The following is an 18,022-nucleotide window of genomic DNA, read 5'->3' as shown; positions in this document are numbered from 1 at the left end:
ATTTTTAAAATCATTATTTCACAAGTTCAAGAAGTGCCTTTGCCTGCTTGAAATGAACCTCATCTATCATTTTTCCATCTACAGTGGTTGCCCCTTTGCCTTTTTTAGTAGATTCAAGATAAATTTTACATACTTTCTGAGCCCAAGATATTTCGCTTTTGTTTGGATGAAATAATTTATGAACCACTGGGATTTGATCTGGATGAATGATACTTTTTCCTGTATATCCTAGACTTTTTCCTAATTTACAATCCTTTTCTAATCCTTTAGCATCTTTAAGATCTTGCCAGATGGCATCAATTACTGCAACACCTGCAGCATGAGCATCTACAGGTATTTTTCTTCTAGAATATTTTTCCCCTTCAGAATCTTTTGTGTATTCTACCCCTAAATCATTTAGTAAATCAAATACACCAAAAACTACAGCAGACACTCTTTTTCCAAAAGATGCAATATCAAAAGTATTCACAACTCCTTCTGCAGATTCAATAGAAGGGATAATTTGAATAGGCTTTAGATTTTTAGTTTTTTCTAAATCTGATAATAATTTTTCAATTTTTTTCATCTCTTTTACATTATTTACTTTAGGTATTACAATTCCATCAATTCCTTTTTGAACAATTTCTTTAAGATCAGATGGGATTTTACCTGAACTTGGAGAATTTGTTCTAACAAAAATTGAAGATTTGTATAATTTTCGTGCATTTAATGCAGATTTGATTAATTTTCGTGCATTTGTTTTTTCATTATCTGGAACAGAGTCTTCTAAATCAAAACAAACAATATCAGCTTGGAGTGTTTTTGCTTTTTCTAAGAATCTGGAATTATTTCCAGGTACAAAAATAAGACTTCGAAAAAGCTGGGTCATTAAATGACTAAACGCCCTCTGGCTTCATTAAGATTTTTCCGAACATTCCTTTTCCGGTTAACATCTTTGTATGAGCCTCAGCTGCTTGCTCAAATGTATAAGTTGAGTCAATTGCTGCTTTTATTTTTCCTTGACCCATCCAGTAAAGGGCTTGATCAAGTTCGGCTTTGGTTCCTTGTGTTGAACCCAAGATGTTTGTTCCTTTAAAGAACACATGTCTAAGATCAGTCTTAGCGTTGTAACCAGTGGTTGCACCACATGAAACAAGGGTTGCACCGTACTTCAGTAATTGTAGTTGCTGATTCCAATGTGTTTCACCAATGTGATCAAATGATAAATCAATTCCTGGTGCTTCACCTTTTGTCTTTGCAATTTCTTTTGAAATCTTGTAGACTTCTTTGCTCCAATCTTCTTTTCTGTGATCTACTGCATAATCTGCGCCAAGTTCTAAACATTTGTCTAGTTTGTCCGGACTTGCAGTTGCAATTACATCACAATTGTATAGTTTTGCTATTTGAATTCCAAAGCTTCCAACTCCAGAACCACCACCCATTATCAAGACGGTTTGTCCAGGTGTAATCTTGGCTCTGCCAACTAGCATGTGCCATGAAGTTAGAATAGTCATTGATGCAGCAGCTGCGTCATCATATGATAGTCCTTCAGGAATTTTTGAAACATTCACTTCAGGAAGATGAGTTACTTCTTGGAATGCTCCCCAAGTAGGACCAGTTTGGAATCCCCAAATGGTTCTCTTAATACAATCAAATTCTCTACCGTCAGTACATGCTTTACAAACTCTACATGACATGTTAGAGTGAGAAACTACTCTATCTCCAACTTTGATATTTTTAACATCCTCTCCAACTGCGATAACATCACCTGCAGCATCAGATCCTGATACGTGTGGTAATGGAACTGCAACTGGAACTCCACGCATTCCCCAAATATCATTATAATTCAAAGCAGCAGCTTTTACTGAAAATACTACTTCGTCTGATTTTGGTTTTGGGTCATCTATATCCTGGACTTTGAGGATTTTAGCATAATTATCATCTGGTGCATATTCATTGTATACAACGGCTTTCATGAATGAATGAAATTTCTTTCTAAATTTAAATTTTTTCTGTATTAGAGACGATTTATCTTAAAATCTCGTTTTGGTTGCTGTGTAGATAGTAAAATCTGCTTTAATTGTTCATCAGAGATCTGGCCTGGGATTTTTCCTTGAGAAGCCATACCAACAAGATACTGTTCAACCATCTCAGAGAGCTCTGGTTTTACCATTTTGATATTGTTTAGTCTCATTCTAGCTTCAGGAGATAAGACTTGTTTCAGAATTTGCTCTTTTTGTGCAGCTAATTCATGATTTGTGTTATCAACAGGAGGTTCATTAGATTCTGGAAAACTCATTTTGAATCTAAGAGTATATCTTCAATTGCGGGGTTTCAACAATTAGTTCTTTAAGAATTTCAGTAGATAATCTATCAAGCTTTTGCATTCCTTGTTTAGAAATTATTCTTCCTTTCTTCTCAACTTTTTCTACATATCCAAGTTTTTCTAATCCTTGAATTGCATTACGAATAATTGCACCACCAGCATCTTTGTGATGTGCTGCGCCATATCCGGATGGTTTACCGCCGCCATAATCATTTCTTAAAGCATTAATTCCGATTGGTCCATTAAGGTAAATTTTTCTCATAATTGAAGCACATCTTGTATGCCACCATTCTCTATCTTGAGGAGGTTTATCTGCATGAGCTCCAGTTTTGACAAATGGTATCCAAGAAGGTGCAGGAATATCTTCACTCTTTAGTGCTGTAGATAGTCTTTCTATCAACAAATCTGCTGGTACGTCGTATACCTTTGCCATAAAGTCAAAAACTCGATAATCGTCTTATAAATCATTGAGATATAATTTTGCGATAAGTATGCCCACACAAGTTACAAGAAATTCTGATCGACTTTACAGATGCTCTACCTAATCGAAATCTAGAATTTACCCCAGGCGCAATAAAGGATTTGCATTTTTTACAAAATACCATTCTAAGATAGTATGGCATTCTAATTTTATGCCGAGTACTAATTCTTCGGGCAAGAGAAGCTTGTCTCTGAGAAAGTTTAGGATCTTGTTTTGCATTAGTAATTGCATTTTCAATAAGAATTTGCATTCTTTCCATTGCAATTTTTTTTGCGCCAGACTTCACAATATTATCTAATAATGCACCTAAAAATTGGTTCTCATAAGTATTGAAAAATGCAGTCAGCGGGATTCGAACCCGCGTCACAGGGTTGGAAACCCCGAATACTAACCAGGCTATACTATGACTGCAATAAAATGCAAATTTAATTTCCTACATAAAAATGGTTTTTTCGTACTCATAGAGCATTCTAGCAACTACCACATGTCCTTCAAATGATTCATCTCCAACAGAATATAGATCTGTTATTTTATTTTCAATTAAATCAGAGAAATGTCCTTTTTGAAATCCTCCAATCACAATACAAGCACCATCTGGAATGTCTTTTGCAATTTTTTCATAAGTACTGTTCTTACCGGCTGTAGAGAAACCAAGTACTTTTGAAGGATTAATCTCATCAAGCAATTCAGAAAAAGTTTTTTCTTCAATTTCTAACAAAACATCATCATTTATTGTAATTTCTTTTTCTTGATACAATTTTTCTATAACTCCTGCAAATCTATGATATGATTTTGGAATGTGTACATTTTTTCCAAAAGAAATTACTTTGTCATCTAGAGTGTGAACATAAAATTTCATTTTATTTTGAAGATATAGTGGGATAGTTGTAGCTTCAAGTATAGAAAAATGTACAAGATCAGGTCTACCTCGCTTCATTTCATTTTCAATTCCTTTCATAGCTGCAAAATGCCATGAATTATCTAGTAAAATTTTAGATGGATGTTTATCAAGTTTTCTTGCATGAGAAACAACTGATGGATGATGTTTTAATTCAGATGGAATAAGTTCTAAGGATGATTCAGCTAAAACTAAAGAAATCATTCTAGTTTATCATTTTAATTTGCTTCTTAAATTCATTCCAACTTGGTTTTGGATCCCCGTTGTTACTAATCATACCTGCGCTACAGATGTAATGGCTTAATCTTTCAACCACGTGTTCACTAGTTCCAAAACCAGAGCCTTCAACAGTTAAAGTATCCTCTCCAATTGTTGGAGCTTCGACATTACAGGTGCCCTCTGGTCTATCATATTGCCTATACCAAGTGAAAAATTCTATTTCAGATTCATTTTCAGTGTAAAATTCAAAGGATTTTTCTAGAAATTCTGTTTGTCCAATTTCACTTCCTAGAACAAAATCAGATGTACTCCAACTAATTTCAAAAATTCCCACTTTTTTGTCACCTGCCAAATCAAATACCTGTTGAAGTTCTTCTTTTGCCTGATCTGGAGTTTTAACAATTTCATTTAGAGAATCAACTGGAGAATATGAAAAAGCAACAAAATCACCAATAGCTAATTCAGTCACTATGTATCGTAGATTTTTGTTTAATACTTGATCTAATGCAAATGCATTGCCTATTTTTACATCAGGATGCTTTTCTTTAATTTTTTCATATACTCCATTGAATAGTTCTTTATACACGGGAATATTTTGCTCAGAAAATCTGAATTGAGATTCTGTTTGTCCAGCAAGAATTACAGTATCTACAAGATCATATCTAGATAATATTTCATCAAGAACACTAACAACTCTATCTTCACCTATAGAATTCAAAGATGGTTTCCCAATCCAATTTGGGAATGGCCCAAGTGTTTCGCCATTAATTATTGAAAAGTATAGAGTAACTTTGAGATTATTATTTTTGTTAAAGCTCATTAATGCATCAGATTGTCCCCAATCATATTCTCCACGTACTGGTTCAACTAGATTCCAAAAAAGATAAACATTACTTCTTCCAATTCCAGAATCAGCCGCTTCTGAATAAGCATCATTTAGTTCATGTAATGTTGTTGATTGATTTGGAGAATTAATTACAAGACCGATTTTTTCATTGGTTTGTTGAGGAGAAAAAATATCAGTATTTGAAATACTCAATCCCACTGCTATTACAGCAATAACAAGGCCTATGCCTACAATTATGCCTAGGGATTTTTTATCCATATAGATTCAAAAATAAAAGAAAGTAAAAAAGTTGTTATTCTGTTCCTATCCAGAAGTACAACCACTGTATCCACATTCAATGCAGATACTACAACCCTCTACGAATACCAAGTTGTTTTTACATGTAGGACACAATTTGTCTTCAGAAACGGCTTCTACTTTTGGAGCCTCTAGTTTGATTTCTTCATCATGTACCTTTAATGCCAATGAAGCATTGACTTGTGATTTGATGTACGGGTTTGTGATATTTTTTGTAACGTATGCGGTCATGAATTCACTTGGTGAGACCTCAAAGATCTTTGTGGCATTTTCACTTGTCATGTGAAGAACTTGTTTGTGTCTTGAACCATCACGATAAACAGTCATTCCTTTTAGACCAATTTCGTGTGCAAGTAGATATGCAGATTTTACATCTTCAACTGTTACATCATATGGCATGTTGATTGTTTTTGCAATTGCATTTCCAATCCAATCTTGCCATACACCTTGAGCCATCAAATGATCAGCCCAATGGATATCCATTGCTGTAACAAAGACATCTTGCATCCATTGTGGGATTTCATCTAATCCTTTCAATGAACCATAGTTATCTGCAATCTTTTCAAGGATTTCATCAGAGTAGAGACCTTCTTCTTTGAGGGCATCTTCAAGAATCTTGTTTGTATAGAAGAATCTTCCAACAGTAACTCTCTTTTCAAACACTAAAGCAAATGCAGGTTCCATTCCGTTTGAACAGTCTGCAATCATAGATAGTGTTCCAGTTGGAGCTACAGTGGTAGTTAAGACATTTCTAATACCATGTTTTTTGATTTCTTCAATGAGTGGTTCCCATTCGTATGAATGAGATTCTTTTGATTTCTCATAGTATCCAGATATTGGAATCTTTCCTTCAGGATATTCTGTCTTTGCACAAAGTGGGAACTCACCGCGAGATCTTGCTAGTGCAACACTTTCTTCCATTGAATAGTATGTTAGAGCTTCAGATAGTTTTGATTGTAGTTCATATCCTTCTTGGGAATTGTAAGGAATTTTCAATCTGTATAACAAATCTGCTACTCCCATTACACCAAGTCCAATTCTTCTAGACTCTTTTGAGGCTATACTAATTTCTGGAACTGGATAATTATTTACATCAATGATGTTATCCAAGAATCTTGTTGTCTTTCTGATAATCTCTTCATATCCTTGCCAATCAAATTCATAGGAACCATCAGCTTGTCTTTTTGCAAGATTTACCAAATTGATAGAACCCAAGTTACACGATTCGTATGGATAGAGACTTTGTTCGCCACATGGATTTGTAGCTCTAAGTGGTGCTTGTCGTGCTTTAGCAAATACATTGTATTTGTTAATTTGATCAAAGAAGATCAAACCAGGTTCTGCGCTCTTCCATGCAGATAATGCAATTAGATCAATTAGTTGATGTGCATTGATTTCTTTTACAGGTTTTCTGTCACGTGGACTACGTAAGACATAGTTACCATCAGTTGTATTTACAAGTGCATGCCAAAAGTCTTCCCAGATTCCAACACTTACATTGAAATTTTCTAAAACTCCGGCTTCAGTTTTGTTCGTGATGAATTTTTCAACATCAGGATGCCATGCTTCAATGATTCCCATGTTTGCTCCACGTCTTTTTCCACCTTGTTTTACAACTTCAGTGACTGTATTGATGATATTCATGAAAGATACTGGACCAGATGCAACACCAGATGTTGATGCTACAATGTCACCTTCTTCACGAAGATTTGAGTAGTTAATTCCAACTCCACCACCAGATTTGAAGATTAATGCTGCATCAGAAGTAGATTTCATGATTTCTTCCATGCCATCTTCCATACCAAGTACAAAGCATGCTGAGAGTTGTCCTAGTCTTCCACCAGCATTCATCATGGTTGGTGAGTTTGGTAGGAAATCTTGTCCAGTCATCATTGTAAAGTATTCAGTGATTTTATCTGCATAACTTTCTAGTTTTTTGCCTGCTAGTAATGTCAATAGATCTTTGAAACTTATTTTCATCTGACCTTTGTTTGCAAGTGTCACATAGTGAGTGATTAAAGATCTAAAATGCCATTTATTGAAGAAATAATCTCCAACTTTGAATTTATAATCAAAGGCATCTAGTTTTTCAAGATAAGATTTTGCTTCATCTATATCCTGCTTGTTATTTCCGGATTTGTCAAAGATTTGTGAATCATATAACATATCGCCAATTCCGACTAGAATTGCGACTCGCTCAAACATTTGAGTTGGTGATTCAATAATCTCACTTTTTGAATTTCTAAATAGATATCTTGATGCTAATACTCTCAGACAGTTCAAGTCGAATTTTTTTGAGACTGGATCGAGGGCTTTAAGATTTAAGACCTTCATTTTTTCGTCTCTTAATTTTCTTCTTTCATGTCTGTAAACGATGTATGCTTTTGCAATATCGCTATTACCGCTATCGATTAAAGTTGACTCTACAATATCTTGAATATCTTCAACTGTAGGTGCCCTAGAGCTTGTAAATCCCTGCTCTACTAACTTGTTAACTACAACTTCTGCTAGTTTGTCGGCAACGCCACGATCGGCTTTAGAGGTGGCTGCCAATGCCCGATATATGGCATTTGAAATTTTATCTTTATTGAAAGCCGTGACTGCGCCACTGCGCTTGCGGATCTCATTGATCGTATTTTCTATTTGTGAATTGTCCATTATAATCTCCCCGCAGAGGTTAGAAAGAATGATGATAAAAACTGTTTGCCGGATTTTCCTAAAACTTCAGTGGAATAAAATTGACAACGCTCCAATCTTTATTGTAATGGTGTATTTTGAAAGGATCTTCATAACATCATACAATAAATGGTATATTACTAGAAAAAACAATCTGATCGGCTATTTTTCAGTTTAGAGATCATTACTAATCAATTTGTGAAGATAGTTTGTCTTCTACTCCTTAAGATCTTCTACATCCATGATAGATTAATTAATTAGTTAACTTGTTAACTTGTTAATTAGTGGAGAAGTAACCGTTAGGCCTTCTAGAAGATTGACACCTAACGGGTTTACTCTTAAACCTTCATGAAGATCGACGTTTAAGAAATAAACTAAATTCTTCTCATTACTGGTTAGAAAGAATTACTGTATAAACTGTTTGTCGGGTTTTCCTAAAACTTTGATTCAATAAAATTGACAACGCTCCAATCTGCGTTGGATCGGTTCAACAATAGTATGAATTTCATATGGGCTTAACATGGTTAACAGTTAACGATGATCGCAATGTCTGAAACTGATCAAAAAGTTTTCAAAAATGATCGGAACTAGTTTTTCATTTACGATTTTCAGACAACGTAAGGTGACTTACACTTTGGACATTTGTCATCAAATGGTTCATCTTTGAATCCACACTCACCGCAAATTGCAGTTGGTCTTACAGGTTTGAAAGAAGGTGTAAGTGTAGATGTTTTCTCTATTGCTTTTTTGATATCCTCGACTTTAGCATCTTTGTCAATTTGTAAAGTTACAAGAAGACCGCCATTGAGTATCTTTGAGAGTTTATTACATTCAACGATAACCGGACTTTTTGCAGTTAGACTAGAAACTTCTGAAGCATCAACTACTATACCTTGAGAGTAGTAATCAGCATCCATAGAATTTAGGCTTGAGTTTTTGCCATATTTTTCACCATCAAGGGTTGCAAAACGGACAGACCCTTCAGTTTCAGTCATAGAAATAGCCACTGTGTCGCCTAATTCCTTGCCTTTTTTGGCACCAACATCAACTGCAGTTTCAATGACTTTGTTAAGAATATCTCGTCCTTCTTTGTTGTCTTGGAATCCAAGTATGTTAAAGACTGCTTCTTTGAGACCTACTAAATTCACAACAAGGGACACAGAACTTCTCTGCATGTATTGTGTGTTCTTTGCTAAAATTGGATTAAGTCCTCTTCTAGTAAGGTCTGAGATCTCTTTCTTTCTTAATGCCATAGAAGCCAAAGCTGGTTTCATCAGTAAAGCAAGTCTTGCTCTAAAGTAAGTTTCATCTTTGTTTGATTCAAATGCTAACCTTGGAAGATTAATTGAAACAGATTGTAAGGTGATTGAAAGAGGGCCAGATGTTTTAGTAGATCCATTTGTAATACCATAACTAGATGTTTGACCTTTAGCAAACATTACTTTTCCACCGATTGAAAGAATTTCAGCTACTGCTTGTGATACATCTGTAATCTTTCCTTTATCAGCATCAATAATTAAACCAATTTTTGGGATTGGTGTAATTTTTGTGTAATTTTTGTATGCATTGATAATTGCTGTAATTATTTTTGTATCAGTTCCCAATTGTAAACGAATTGAAATGTTGGTACTATTTTTATTATATTTTGAAGTTGTTGATGAGGTTGCAAATGCATCAGTTAGTTTTTGTTCAAGTTCTGGAATAGATTTAGAATGTTTTGCAAATAATGGAACTAGTCCATCAAGAACAATTTCTTGAGAAGCTTCTTTGGATAGAAGAGCGATTACTACAGACAGTGAACTTGTAATTTCATCTAGTTGTTTTGATGCAGAAATTCTTGATACATCAAGATATTTTCCTCCAAGATCAACTCCATCTTCAATTAATTCTTTAATGTTAACAAAGATTGTATCAGGAATCATAGACCAAACTCCAGGATTTGAAATGTGCAAGTCACCAGAAAGATGTGAATCTGCTACATCTTTAGGTAAAACATTTGTAAGAAGATGTTCAGCAAATACTCTTTGTCCAGTGTTGAACAATAACCCTTCAGCACCATTATCTACATCATCTAAATTAGAAATCATCTCTTGAACATCATAAACAGGTAGTCCTAGGCGTGCTAGTTTGTTCCTGTATTCTTCATGACCGTGCTCAAGAAGTACAGAATTAACCATTTCTCGGATTAATGCGCCTGTCAGATAGGTTGTTTGGTATTTGTAAATTCTATTTTCAACTTCTTCAGTAATTTTTTGTGCTAGTTCTAGTGGAAGACTTCCTTCACGTACTAGTGATTGAATAATTTTATGAGAATTAAATTCTTCAATTGATTCAGATGATGTTCTAACATACATTTTTCCACTTTCAATAATTGATCTTTCTTCAATTTGTCTTGCTAAACTTAAAACAAGTTTTCCAAGATTTGTAATGGTGTAACGTCTTTCAGATTTATTTAATGCAACAAGTGATTGTCTAAGTAATTTTCTCAAGTGGTATGCAAATTTTCCACTTTCTTTTTTTGATTTGAAACCAGCTAGAGATTTTAATTCAGAATAAGTCAATGGACCTTTAGAATTTAGGATTCTGAGGATATCAATTCTGTTTGGACTTGCCATGACAGAAAAGATCATTCTGACACGTTTTGAGGTAGATTGTAAGATTCCACCTCTTTTTGGATCAGACTCGTCTACATCGTCATCTAGATCCATACCCAGTTCAGAATCATCATCTAGTTCAGCACCAACATCTAGGTCTAATTCCAAATCTTCTTCGGCTTGTTTCACTGTTGTTCCTAAATTTAATGCAGTAAATAAGACTTGTGACTAGATAATTTGTTACGATTTTTGATCATATTCGTGAAAAGATAAAAGATCTTTAAAGATCAATTTATTTTTCTTGTACATCAAGTGAAAATTCTGATGTAGAAAGTTTCTGTCCACATGACGGACACTTTCCATTTGTTGGATTTAGTACGTCTTTTAGAGATTTTAACATCTTCATGTTTGTGATCTTTTCTCCACATTTACCACATGTAATTTCAACTGACATGAATAGATCAAGTATGTAAAATAATTAAGAAACGATTTTGATTTTTTTTAATAATTCAAGCAAATTATTTTACTGTTTTTCGATAAGAATTCCGCGTTCATCAAAACCAGCAATTTTTGCTCTAGTACCAACAGGAAGATCTGCAGGAATTGCGATATTTGGCATAAATCCTGAAATTCTCAAATCCACGTCATCTAATTGAAGGACAACAAAGGCATATGGAGTATATTTTTCAAAGCCAGCAGGCGCTACTGTGATTATAGTATAGGTGGCAACTGAGCCTACACCGTCTAAAACAGTATCCTCAAATCCCTTGCTACCGCATTTTAGACAATAATATGCCGTAGACAAATGAAGATATCCACATTCAGTACACTTGTGAGTTAGAAGCTTGCCTTGTTTGGCATATTCAATAAGTTGTTCTTCAATAGTCATTTTATACACTTTGGAATACATGAACAGCACAACTTGCACCTGTTGCACCAAAGTTATGAGTTAAACCAATTTTTGCATCCTTAACAGTTCTTGCACCAGCGTTTCCAGTTAATTGATCAAATACTTCTACTACTTGTCCAACACCTGTTGCACCAATTGGATGTCCTTTTGATTTAAGACCACCTGATGGATTAATAGAAATGTCAGAATTTAATTTTGTTCTACCTTCACGGACAGCCTGAACACCTTGTCCTTTATCAAAGAATCCCAAGTCTTCAGTATCAACTACTTCTGCAATTGTAAAACAATCATGTACTTCTGCAAAGTCAATATCTTTTGCAGTTATACCTGCCATCTTGTATGCATCTGCTGCTGCAAGCTTTGTACTTGGAATTGTTGTCATATGTTCACGTCCTTGTAATGCAGCAGGTGAACCACCTCTGCCTGAACCAATTACTTCAATGTAATCACCACCATGTGCTTTTGCAAACTTTTCAGAACAAAGAATAACAGAACTTGCACCATCAGAAAATGGGCAGCAGTCATAAAGTTTTAGTGGACTTGCAACTACTGGAGATTTCATTACATCATCAATAGTAATTTTCTTTTGCATGTGAGCTTTAGGATTAAGAAAACCGTTATCGTGGTTCTTTACTGCAACCGCTGCAAAGTCTTCTTCAGTCGCATCAAACTCTGTCAAGTAAGCTCTTGCCATTGATGCAAATAATCCTGGAAATGATGCACCTGCTTGACCTTCATAAAAAAAGTCAGAGCAATATGCAAAGTAAGTTGTTGTCCATTCAGTTCCTGTGTGAGTTACTTTTTCAACACCTGTTACAACTAGACAATCATAAAATCCTGCTGCAACATTTGCATAGGCTTCTCTAAAAGATACAGAGCCACTTCCACATGCGGACTCTATTGTTAATGATGGTTTATCTGGAATTCCTAATCGGCTCATCAGTACTGGACCGAGGTGGACTTGCTTGTCAGCAACTCCGAAAACGTTTGAAATGTAAGATGCTTTGATGTCTTTTGGGGAGATTCCTGCACTTTCTATGGCTGCAACTGACGCCTGAGTAGTGATATCTGCAATACTTTCATTTAATTTTCCATATTTGGTGCTACCAGCGCCAAGAACACAAACCTTTTCCACAAATGTCACTGACCCATTTCCCTATAAAAATTGTTTTAGTAAATTCATCATAGAAAATGCCAAGAAGGAAATCAAGTCTCAAAACTGTACAGATCAAAAAGCCTACAATGAGACATGTCGTCAAAATAACAAAATCACGAACTAGTATCTTCAAAAAAGAAATTATTCAGTATTTTGATAGCAATGGATTCCTATCTTGGTCCTCAAAAGAGAGAAAATACATTATTCTCGGAACAAATTCTCCAAAAAACGGTCTAGTACCATGTCCTGAATGCAAGCTTGGAGAGTTGATGGTGATTAAAAATAAAGCTACACGAAAACGATTCATGGGTTGTTCTAACTTTTATGGTGGATGTAAAGCATCATCACCGTTATTACAAAAAGCAAGAATGAGGGCTATGAAAAAACCGTGTGATGTATGTAAATGGCCAATGATAATTTTCCGTTATTCACGAAATCAGAAATGGACTAAACAGTGTGGAAATTTTAATTGTGAAAGCAGAAAAATCAAGCCTTCAAAGTAGGATAAACATCAGTTCTTCTATTTTTTAACAAGGGTAAAATTTTTCGTGTTTGTTTTACTTTGTTCAAATCAATATTTACAATACTAATTCCTTGTTTCTTTTTCATGTCAAGTAATATTTTACCATAAGGATCAACTACTAAACTTCGTCCACAGTAAATATTTCCAACTTGATCAGGTGCAATAACATAACATCCATTTTCAATTGCACGTGTTTTGTTAATTGTAATCCAGTGTTCTTCTTTCATGTTACCTTTAACCCAAGCAGATGGTGCAACTAGTATTTCTGATCCTGCAGCTGCTAGTGATCTTGACATCTCTGGAAATCTCAAGTCATAACATATCATCATTCCAATTTTTCCTATAGATGTTTTAACTGGCTTTGCAATTTTTGAACCTGATTTCATCTTGTCTGATTCTTTGAATCCCAATGCATCATAGAGATGTATTTTGCGATAAGTAGAGATCACTTTACCAGATTTATCAATGACAAATGCAGTATCATAAACACGGTTTTTTGTTGTACTTTTCTCATAAAATGAGCCTATAACTTGGATTTTGTTTTCTTTTGCAGCTTTTGCAAGAGTACTGACAAAATTTCCATTAATTGTTTCAGATAAATCTGCTAATTGTTTTGGAGTTTGCGCCGAATTTGTGTAAAACATCATAAATTCTGGGAATGCACATAATGTTGCTTTTTTTGATGCAGCTTTTGAAATAAATGAAATTATTTTTTTGAGATTAACTTCTTTGTCAGTTGATGCTGTAAATTGTACTACTGCAACTTTCATGAATTTGATTGATTGTATTATAATAAAAGGATAAACTTGTGGTACAATTTAGAAATGTACCATTTTCTTCTTATGTAAATTCATCATATACAATGCAAACCGATCATAGTGTGTATGTCAACCCTAGACTGGAAGGGAATATTTTCCAGTCAAATATTTTAAAAATAATTAAAGTTGGTTTCCTGCTAAAAACCAATTTTCTTTAGGATTGTCTTCAAAAACAACAATAACGTGACTTTCTTTTGTTTTTAGAATATCAACTGCTGATTTTGTGATTGCTTTTGCGTATTCATCCTTTTGTTCCTGTGTTCTACCAGGATACATTGACACTGTAATCAGAGGCATGTGAATTTTAAATGGATTGAGGAATTTATTCTTTCAATAATCTGGTCGGTATCCATATCTTGTGCCATATGTATAATCTGAACTATGCATTTTTTTGTAGATATATCCAGTTCCTAAACCAACTGCAAATCCACCAATATGTGCAAGATATGCTACACCACCACCTGCAATACCGAATCCTCCAATGAAAAATGGAAGTAGATTTTGAAAGACTAACCAAAATGGTAAGAACCATCTGGCTTGAATGTGCATCATTCTCCAAAAGAAACCAAGCATCATGAAAGTTTGAATTCTAGCTCTTGGGAAAATCATCAAGTATGCACCAAGTACTCCAGAAATTGCACCTGATGCTCCAACTGCAGGAATTGCACTGCTAGTATCACCAAGTATGTGAATTAGTCCAGCAGATATTCCCCACATTAAATAAATTCCAAGATATTTTACTTTGCCAAACTTTTCTTCAATGTTATCACCAAAAATCCACAAGAACCAGATATTTCCACCAAGATGAAGTAAACCACCATGCATGAATGTAGATGTTAGTAAAGTAATTTCTGAAAATGCAGGACAATGCATTATTCCATTTCCAGTTTCTATTCCACTGTATGTTCCTGTAACACAAGCTGGAACCGCACCCCAATTGTAAAACATTACAAAGGCTTTTTCGTTTGAAAAGTCAAAAAATTGTCCTGTATATGCTACTTCCATAAAAAATACTATAACATTTACAATGATTAGTGCAATTGTTACTTTTGGTTTGAATCCTGGAGGATGTGGATTCTCATCTCTTAATGGAAACATTAGATGTTTTATTTGATTAAAATTTGTATAATAAGATTATTCAGTTTTGAATTTGTATTATGCCTTCTTTGATTAGGAATTGTATTCCTTGAATGAATGAAGCATCATCTATTGTACCATCTGACCACCAACCAGCGTTGGTTTTAATCCAAGATGGAATGTCAGTTAATTTTAATTCAGAGTTCTGAACAGTATATGGAATTTGCATTATACCTTCTTTGATTAGGAATTGTATTCCTTGAATGAATGAAGCATCATCTATTGTACCATCTGACCACCAACCAGCGTTGGTTTTAATCCAAGATGGAATGTCAGATTTAACGCTAGATTGAGCCTGGTTTGATGGATTTATCACGATAATGAAATTTCCTTTAGACAATGAATGTCCGTTAATATTTGATAAAACAAAATTTGCTGAACCAGATTTATCATCATTAAAAATTATTTTATGAATATTAGGATTAATAGAATTTGCATTTCCTACCAGATGTTTTGAATCGATTTCAGATTCCTTTTGCATAATTACTAGATCATATTCAATTAATTTTTGAGACCTATCAGAGAATAATTCTTCAAAACTTACAAAAAACGTTATCTCATCTGATGTACGAATAATTTCAGGCTCCCAAGAAAGAAATACTTTGTATCTCAGATCAGGTGTTGTAAATTCTAGAGGAAATGTTACCTGTGCGCTGGGTTTTAATTCAAACGTCATCACTTTATCTGAATTAATAATTGCATTATCACGAATTTCCTTGATTAGTTTTTGATTCAAGACAATGTGAATTGTTCTGTCTTCAAAAGAGTAATCATCAATTGTTACTGCATCCGTAGGTAATGTGATATCATTTACTGTTGCAGTGTAAGTTGTTGAAAGAAAATCACTAAATGTGTTAGGAACTCTTATTTCTTCATGTACGACACTAAGTTGGTCAAGATTTTGATTCCAGTCAAACGGCATTGAAAATTTTATTGTGTTTGAATCAAAAGAAAAATTATTAATTTTATCAAAATATGAAATCAGTTGAATGATATAATCTTCATTTAATTTACTTTTCACCTCAAAAGAATTATTTTCAGCAAGACTAATTGCTCCTTGAAGGATTATTTTTTCATCTAGTAAATTAGAATCAGAATCAATTGTAAGAATTTTTACTGAATATTCATACAATCCGCCAGATGTAAAAACAGGTCCTTTAATGACTATAGGCTCAAAGTCTTTCTTCATCCAACCACCAGAAAGAGGCTCTTTGCTTCCTTGGATGATTATTTTATCTGAATTGTTAGTTACAACTTTGATGTTTAAGTTTCCAAGCTCATCATGAAAAACATCTTTGAAAATTGTTTTATCTTCTTTTTTTAACTTAAATTCAAATGTTACATGTTCAATAATTGCAGATGAATCTGCCTCATTCAACCTTAATGAAATATTTGTTTCAGAATTATTTTCATCATATACTGATGGAGAAATTTCAATAGACAATGTTGCATCTTTTCCATTAATATCTACGGGTGGAAGAACTTCCCCACCTAGACCATGACTAAAAACATCTGGAACTAGTCCAATTGAAAAAAATATGCACATAATAATTGAAGTTAATAGAATTTTCAAGTTTCTATAGCTAGGAAGATCTATTATTAAAATTCATTAATTTAAAAAAATAAAGTGAGAAACTGATACCAAGATGACTCCTCCGTTTCTCACCTAACTATGGCTAGTATGAAATTATTTTATCAGTATAGATAAAAACAAAATTGTTACATTCGTAGGATGTATGAAAAATAAAAAAAATAGTTTGGAATAGTTAGTTAATCGTCTTTATCGTGCTTAACTTTTTTTCCTGGGAATTGGCCGTCATCTATATCTCCAGTACAACCAAATCCACCAAACCATGATGGATTGTTAAATGCTGAAGGATCTGGAACGTCACGGCATATTGCCTTTACATCTATTGGGACATCCATTACGTCAAAGTAATTTACAGTTCCAGTTACATGATATCCATAGATTCCTGGTTGTGCTAGAATTTGTCTAGCAAAGTAGTGACCTGGATCTCCATGAACAGCTGTTACTGGTACGTCAGTCTCTAATGGTTCAAAACCTTTTTGGACAGCTTTGTTGAATGCTTTATCATCCTCGTAATAGTATTTATCAACAGTCAAATCAGCTGTTCCAAGATTTAATCCTGTTCTAGTATCACTGATGAATAATTCCATTGGATGGTTACCATCATGCTTTCCAGTTTCTTGTGCTGCTGTTGGTTCACTGTTATGTCCCATGATTACAGTTATCAATCGATGTTCTCCATTAGGGAGTACAAATGAAATTACTTGTCCACCATGAGCAAATGCTTGCTCAGATGCAACTCCTGCTAAAACCATTACAGATGCAATGGTTGCAACCAAGAAAAGTTGTGTTTTGTTTGTATTCATTTTCATAATCACCTATTGGGATGAATGTCCTAATCCATCGTTTGTATGGTCTGCATCATTTAGATCATAGATTACATTTCGTTCTAAAATTACTACCGGTCCTCCTGTATATGGATCATCAGCAATACTTCCAAGAACTCTTTGTACATTGATATCAACAATATGTCCTGGCTTAAACTCAATGTCAGCACCTGAAAGATTTACTAAATCAATATCAGTAACTCTTGGAGCGCCACCATTTAGTGGATCAGGAATATGTGCATGGAATACACATTGAGCGCCACCATTACCAAATGCTGGTGAAGATACAGTGTTTATGTAAAACAATGGAATTGGTTCCATATGTGTACCTGATGCGTGTTCATCAATGTGGCCTGCAATTGCTGTAACTAGGGGTTGATACGTATCATCGCCTTCTGAAACTGGTTCACAAGGAGATGTTAACAAGAAATGTCCTGAAACATAGTTTGGACTTGCATCATACAATGGGAAAACTCCTCCTGGTGGAAGTGTCATACCATCTAATCTGATGTGTGTGTTGTCAGGAATAGTTCCTTCAGCAACACCTGCTTCAAAACTGTGACTTGCAAATGAAAAACCACCAAATGCTAATGCAACTGTTAGTATCGAGGTACATGCAATCATAGATATTCTGTTCTGTTTTAGAATAGTCATTGATGATGATCTTAAGATTACATTAAAAACAAAATTGGTACATTAGTAAAATGTACTGGTACGAATTACAAAGACTAGACTTTCAATATTCC

At 34.3% G+C, this 18,022-nt stretch carries 19 protein-coding genes and 1 tRNA gene; 1 reads left to right on the top strand and 19 read right to left on the bottom strand.

Translation table 11 applies throughout. The features are described from left to right. Positions 1 to 13: 13 nt before the first annotated feature. The 13 genes from ACW9W4_RS03090 to ACW9W4_RS03030 all read right to left on the bottom strand — a co-directional run bounded on the left by ACW9W4_RS03090 (position 14) and on the right by ACW9W4_RS03030 (position 12,371). Positions 14 to 868 carry an HpcH/HpaI aldolase/citrate lyase family protein gene (locus ACW9W4_RS03090; RefSeq protein ID WP_457761057.1) on the bottom strand — a complete coding sequence of 285 codons (855 nt, stop codon included), beginning with the start codon at positions 866 to 868 and terminating at the stop codon, positions 14 to 16. Between the two features lie 7 nt (positions 869 to 875). After that, positions 876 to 1,955 (bottom strand): zinc-binding dehydrogenase, encoded by a 1,080-nt coding sequence (locus ACW9W4_RS03085; RefSeq protein ID WP_179362584.1) that lies wholly within the window; start codon positions 1,953 to 1,955, stop codon positions 876 to 878. 41 nt (positions 1,956 to 1,996) lie between these two features. Continuing rightward, positions 1,997 to 2,278: a DNA-binding protein gene (locus ACW9W4_RS03080; protein WP_457761056.1), complete on the bottom strand. Its 282-nt coding sequence runs from the start codon at positions 2,276 to 2,278 to the stop codon at positions 1,997 to 1,999. 7 nt (positions 2,279 to 2,285) lie between these two features. Further along, complete coding sequence (locus ACW9W4_RS03075) at positions 2,286 to 2,738, bottom strand: 30S ribosomal protein S19e (RefSeq protein ID WP_457761055.1); 453 nt, start codon at positions 2,736 to 2,738, stop codon at positions 2,286 to 2,288. Between the two features lie 31 nt (positions 2,739 to 2,769). Beyond that, complete coding sequence (locus ACW9W4_RS03070) at positions 2,770 to 3,036, bottom strand: ribonuclease P protein component 4 (protein ID WP_457761088.1); 267 nt, start codon at positions 3,034 to 3,036, stop codon at positions 2,770 to 2,772. Between the two features lie 87 nt (positions 3,037 to 3,123). Further along, positions 3,124 to 3,197 (bottom strand) — tRNA-Gly (locus tag ACW9W4_RS03065). A 22-nt stretch (positions 3,198 to 3,219) separates the two neighbouring features. Further along, entirely contained in the window at positions 3,220 to 3,888 is a 669-nt protein-coding gene (locus ACW9W4_RS03060; RefSeq protein WP_457761054.1) for a ribosome biogenesis protein, read from the bottom strand. Between the two features lies 1 nt (position 3,889). Then, positions 3,890 to 5,008, bottom strand: a complete 1,119-nt coding sequence (locus ACW9W4_RS03055; RefSeq protein WP_457761053.1) for a hypothetical protein — start codon at positions 5,006 to 5,008, stop codon at positions 3,890 to 3,892. Positions 5,009 to 5,053: 45 nt separating this feature from the next. Then, positions 5,054 to 7,705 (bottom strand): adenosylcobalamin-dependent ribonucleoside-diphosphate reductase, encoded by a 2,652-nt coding sequence (locus ACW9W4_RS03050; protein ID WP_457761052.1) that lies wholly within the window; start codon positions 7,703 to 7,705, stop codon positions 5,054 to 5,056. Positions 7,706 to 8,331: 626 nt separating this feature from the next. Further along, on the bottom strand, positions 8,332 to 10,431 hold the full coding sequence (nrdD, locus tag ACW9W4_RS03045; RefSeq protein WP_457761087.1) for an anaerobic ribonucleoside-triphosphate reductase: 2,100 nt from the start codon (positions 10,429 to 10,431) through the stop codon (positions 8,332 to 8,334). A gap of 178 nt (positions 10,432 to 10,609) precedes the next feature. Next, complete coding sequence (locus tag ACW9W4_RS03040; RefSeq protein ID WP_179360698.1) at positions 10,610 to 10,771, bottom strand: hypothetical protein; 162 nt, start codon at positions 10,769 to 10,771, stop codon at positions 10,610 to 10,612. Between the two features lie 69 nt (positions 10,772 to 10,840). Continuing rightward, on the bottom strand, positions 10,841 to 11,206 hold the full coding sequence (locus ACW9W4_RS03035) for a Zn-ribbon domain-containing OB-fold protein (RefSeq protein WP_457761051.1): 366 nt from the start codon (positions 11,204 to 11,206) through the stop codon (positions 10,841 to 10,843). A gap of 1 nt (position 11,207) precedes the next feature. Further along, on the bottom strand, positions 11,208 to 12,371 hold the full coding sequence (locus ACW9W4_RS03030) for a thiolase domain-containing protein (RefSeq protein WP_457761050.1): 1,164 nt from the start codon (positions 12,369 to 12,371) through the stop codon (positions 11,208 to 11,210). Between the two features lie 47 nt (positions 12,372 to 12,418). Here ACW9W4_RS03030 and ACW9W4_RS03025 point away from each other — a divergent pair, with 47 nt between their 5' ends. After that, entirely contained in the window at positions 12,419 to 12,886 is a 468-nt protein-coding gene (locus tag ACW9W4_RS03025) for a DNA topoisomerase (protein ID WP_457761049.1), read from the top strand. Here the strand turns inward: ACW9W4_RS03025 and ACW9W4_RS03020 are convergent. From ACW9W4_RS03020 to ACW9W4_RS02995, 6 genes are all read right to left on the bottom strand, one after another. Next, positions 12,870 to 13,676 carry a carbon-nitrogen hydrolase family protein gene (locus tag ACW9W4_RS03020; protein ID WP_457761048.1) on the bottom strand — a complete coding sequence of 269 codons (807 nt, stop codon included), beginning with the start codon at positions 13,674 to 13,676 and terminating at the stop codon, positions 12,870 to 12,872. The genes ACW9W4_RS03025 and ACW9W4_RS03020 overlap by 17 nt on opposite strands. 168 nt (positions 13,677 to 13,844) lie before the next feature. Further along, a complete protein-coding gene (locus tag ACW9W4_RS03015; protein ID WP_179362595.1) occupies positions 13,845 to 14,021 on the bottom strand; it encodes a tautomerase family protein in 177 nt (58 codons plus the stop codon). Positions 14,022 to 14,054: 33 nt separating this feature from the next. Beyond that, on the bottom strand, positions 14,055 to 14,822 hold the full coding sequence (locus ACW9W4_RS03010; protein ID WP_457761047.1) for a rhomboid family intramembrane serine protease: 768 nt from the start codon (positions 14,820 to 14,822) through the stop codon (positions 14,055 to 14,057). 40 nt (positions 14,823 to 14,862) lie between these two features. Then, entirely contained in the window at positions 14,863 to 16,434 is a 1,572-nt protein-coding gene (locus ACW9W4_RS03005) for a peptidase (protein ID WP_457761046.1), read from the bottom strand. Between the two features lie 197 nt (positions 16,435 to 16,631). After that, on the bottom strand, positions 16,632 to 17,255 hold the full coding sequence (locus tag ACW9W4_RS03000) for a hypothetical protein (RefSeq protein WP_457761045.1): 624 nt from the start codon (positions 17,253 to 17,255) through the stop codon (positions 16,632 to 16,634). A 12-nt stretch (positions 17,256 to 17,267) separates the two neighbouring features. After that, positions 17,268 to 17,930, bottom strand: coding sequence for a hypothetical protein (locus tag ACW9W4_RS02995; protein WP_457761044.1), 663 nt, complete (start codon positions 17,928 to 17,930; stop codon positions 17,268 to 17,270). Positions 17,931 to 18,022: the final 92 nt, after the last annotated feature.

Source organism: Candidatus Nitrosopumilus sp. bin_7KS (assembly GCF_054095835.1).
Note: the sequence above shows the minus strand (reverse complement) of the source record. Positions and strands in the feature narration are given on the sequence as shown.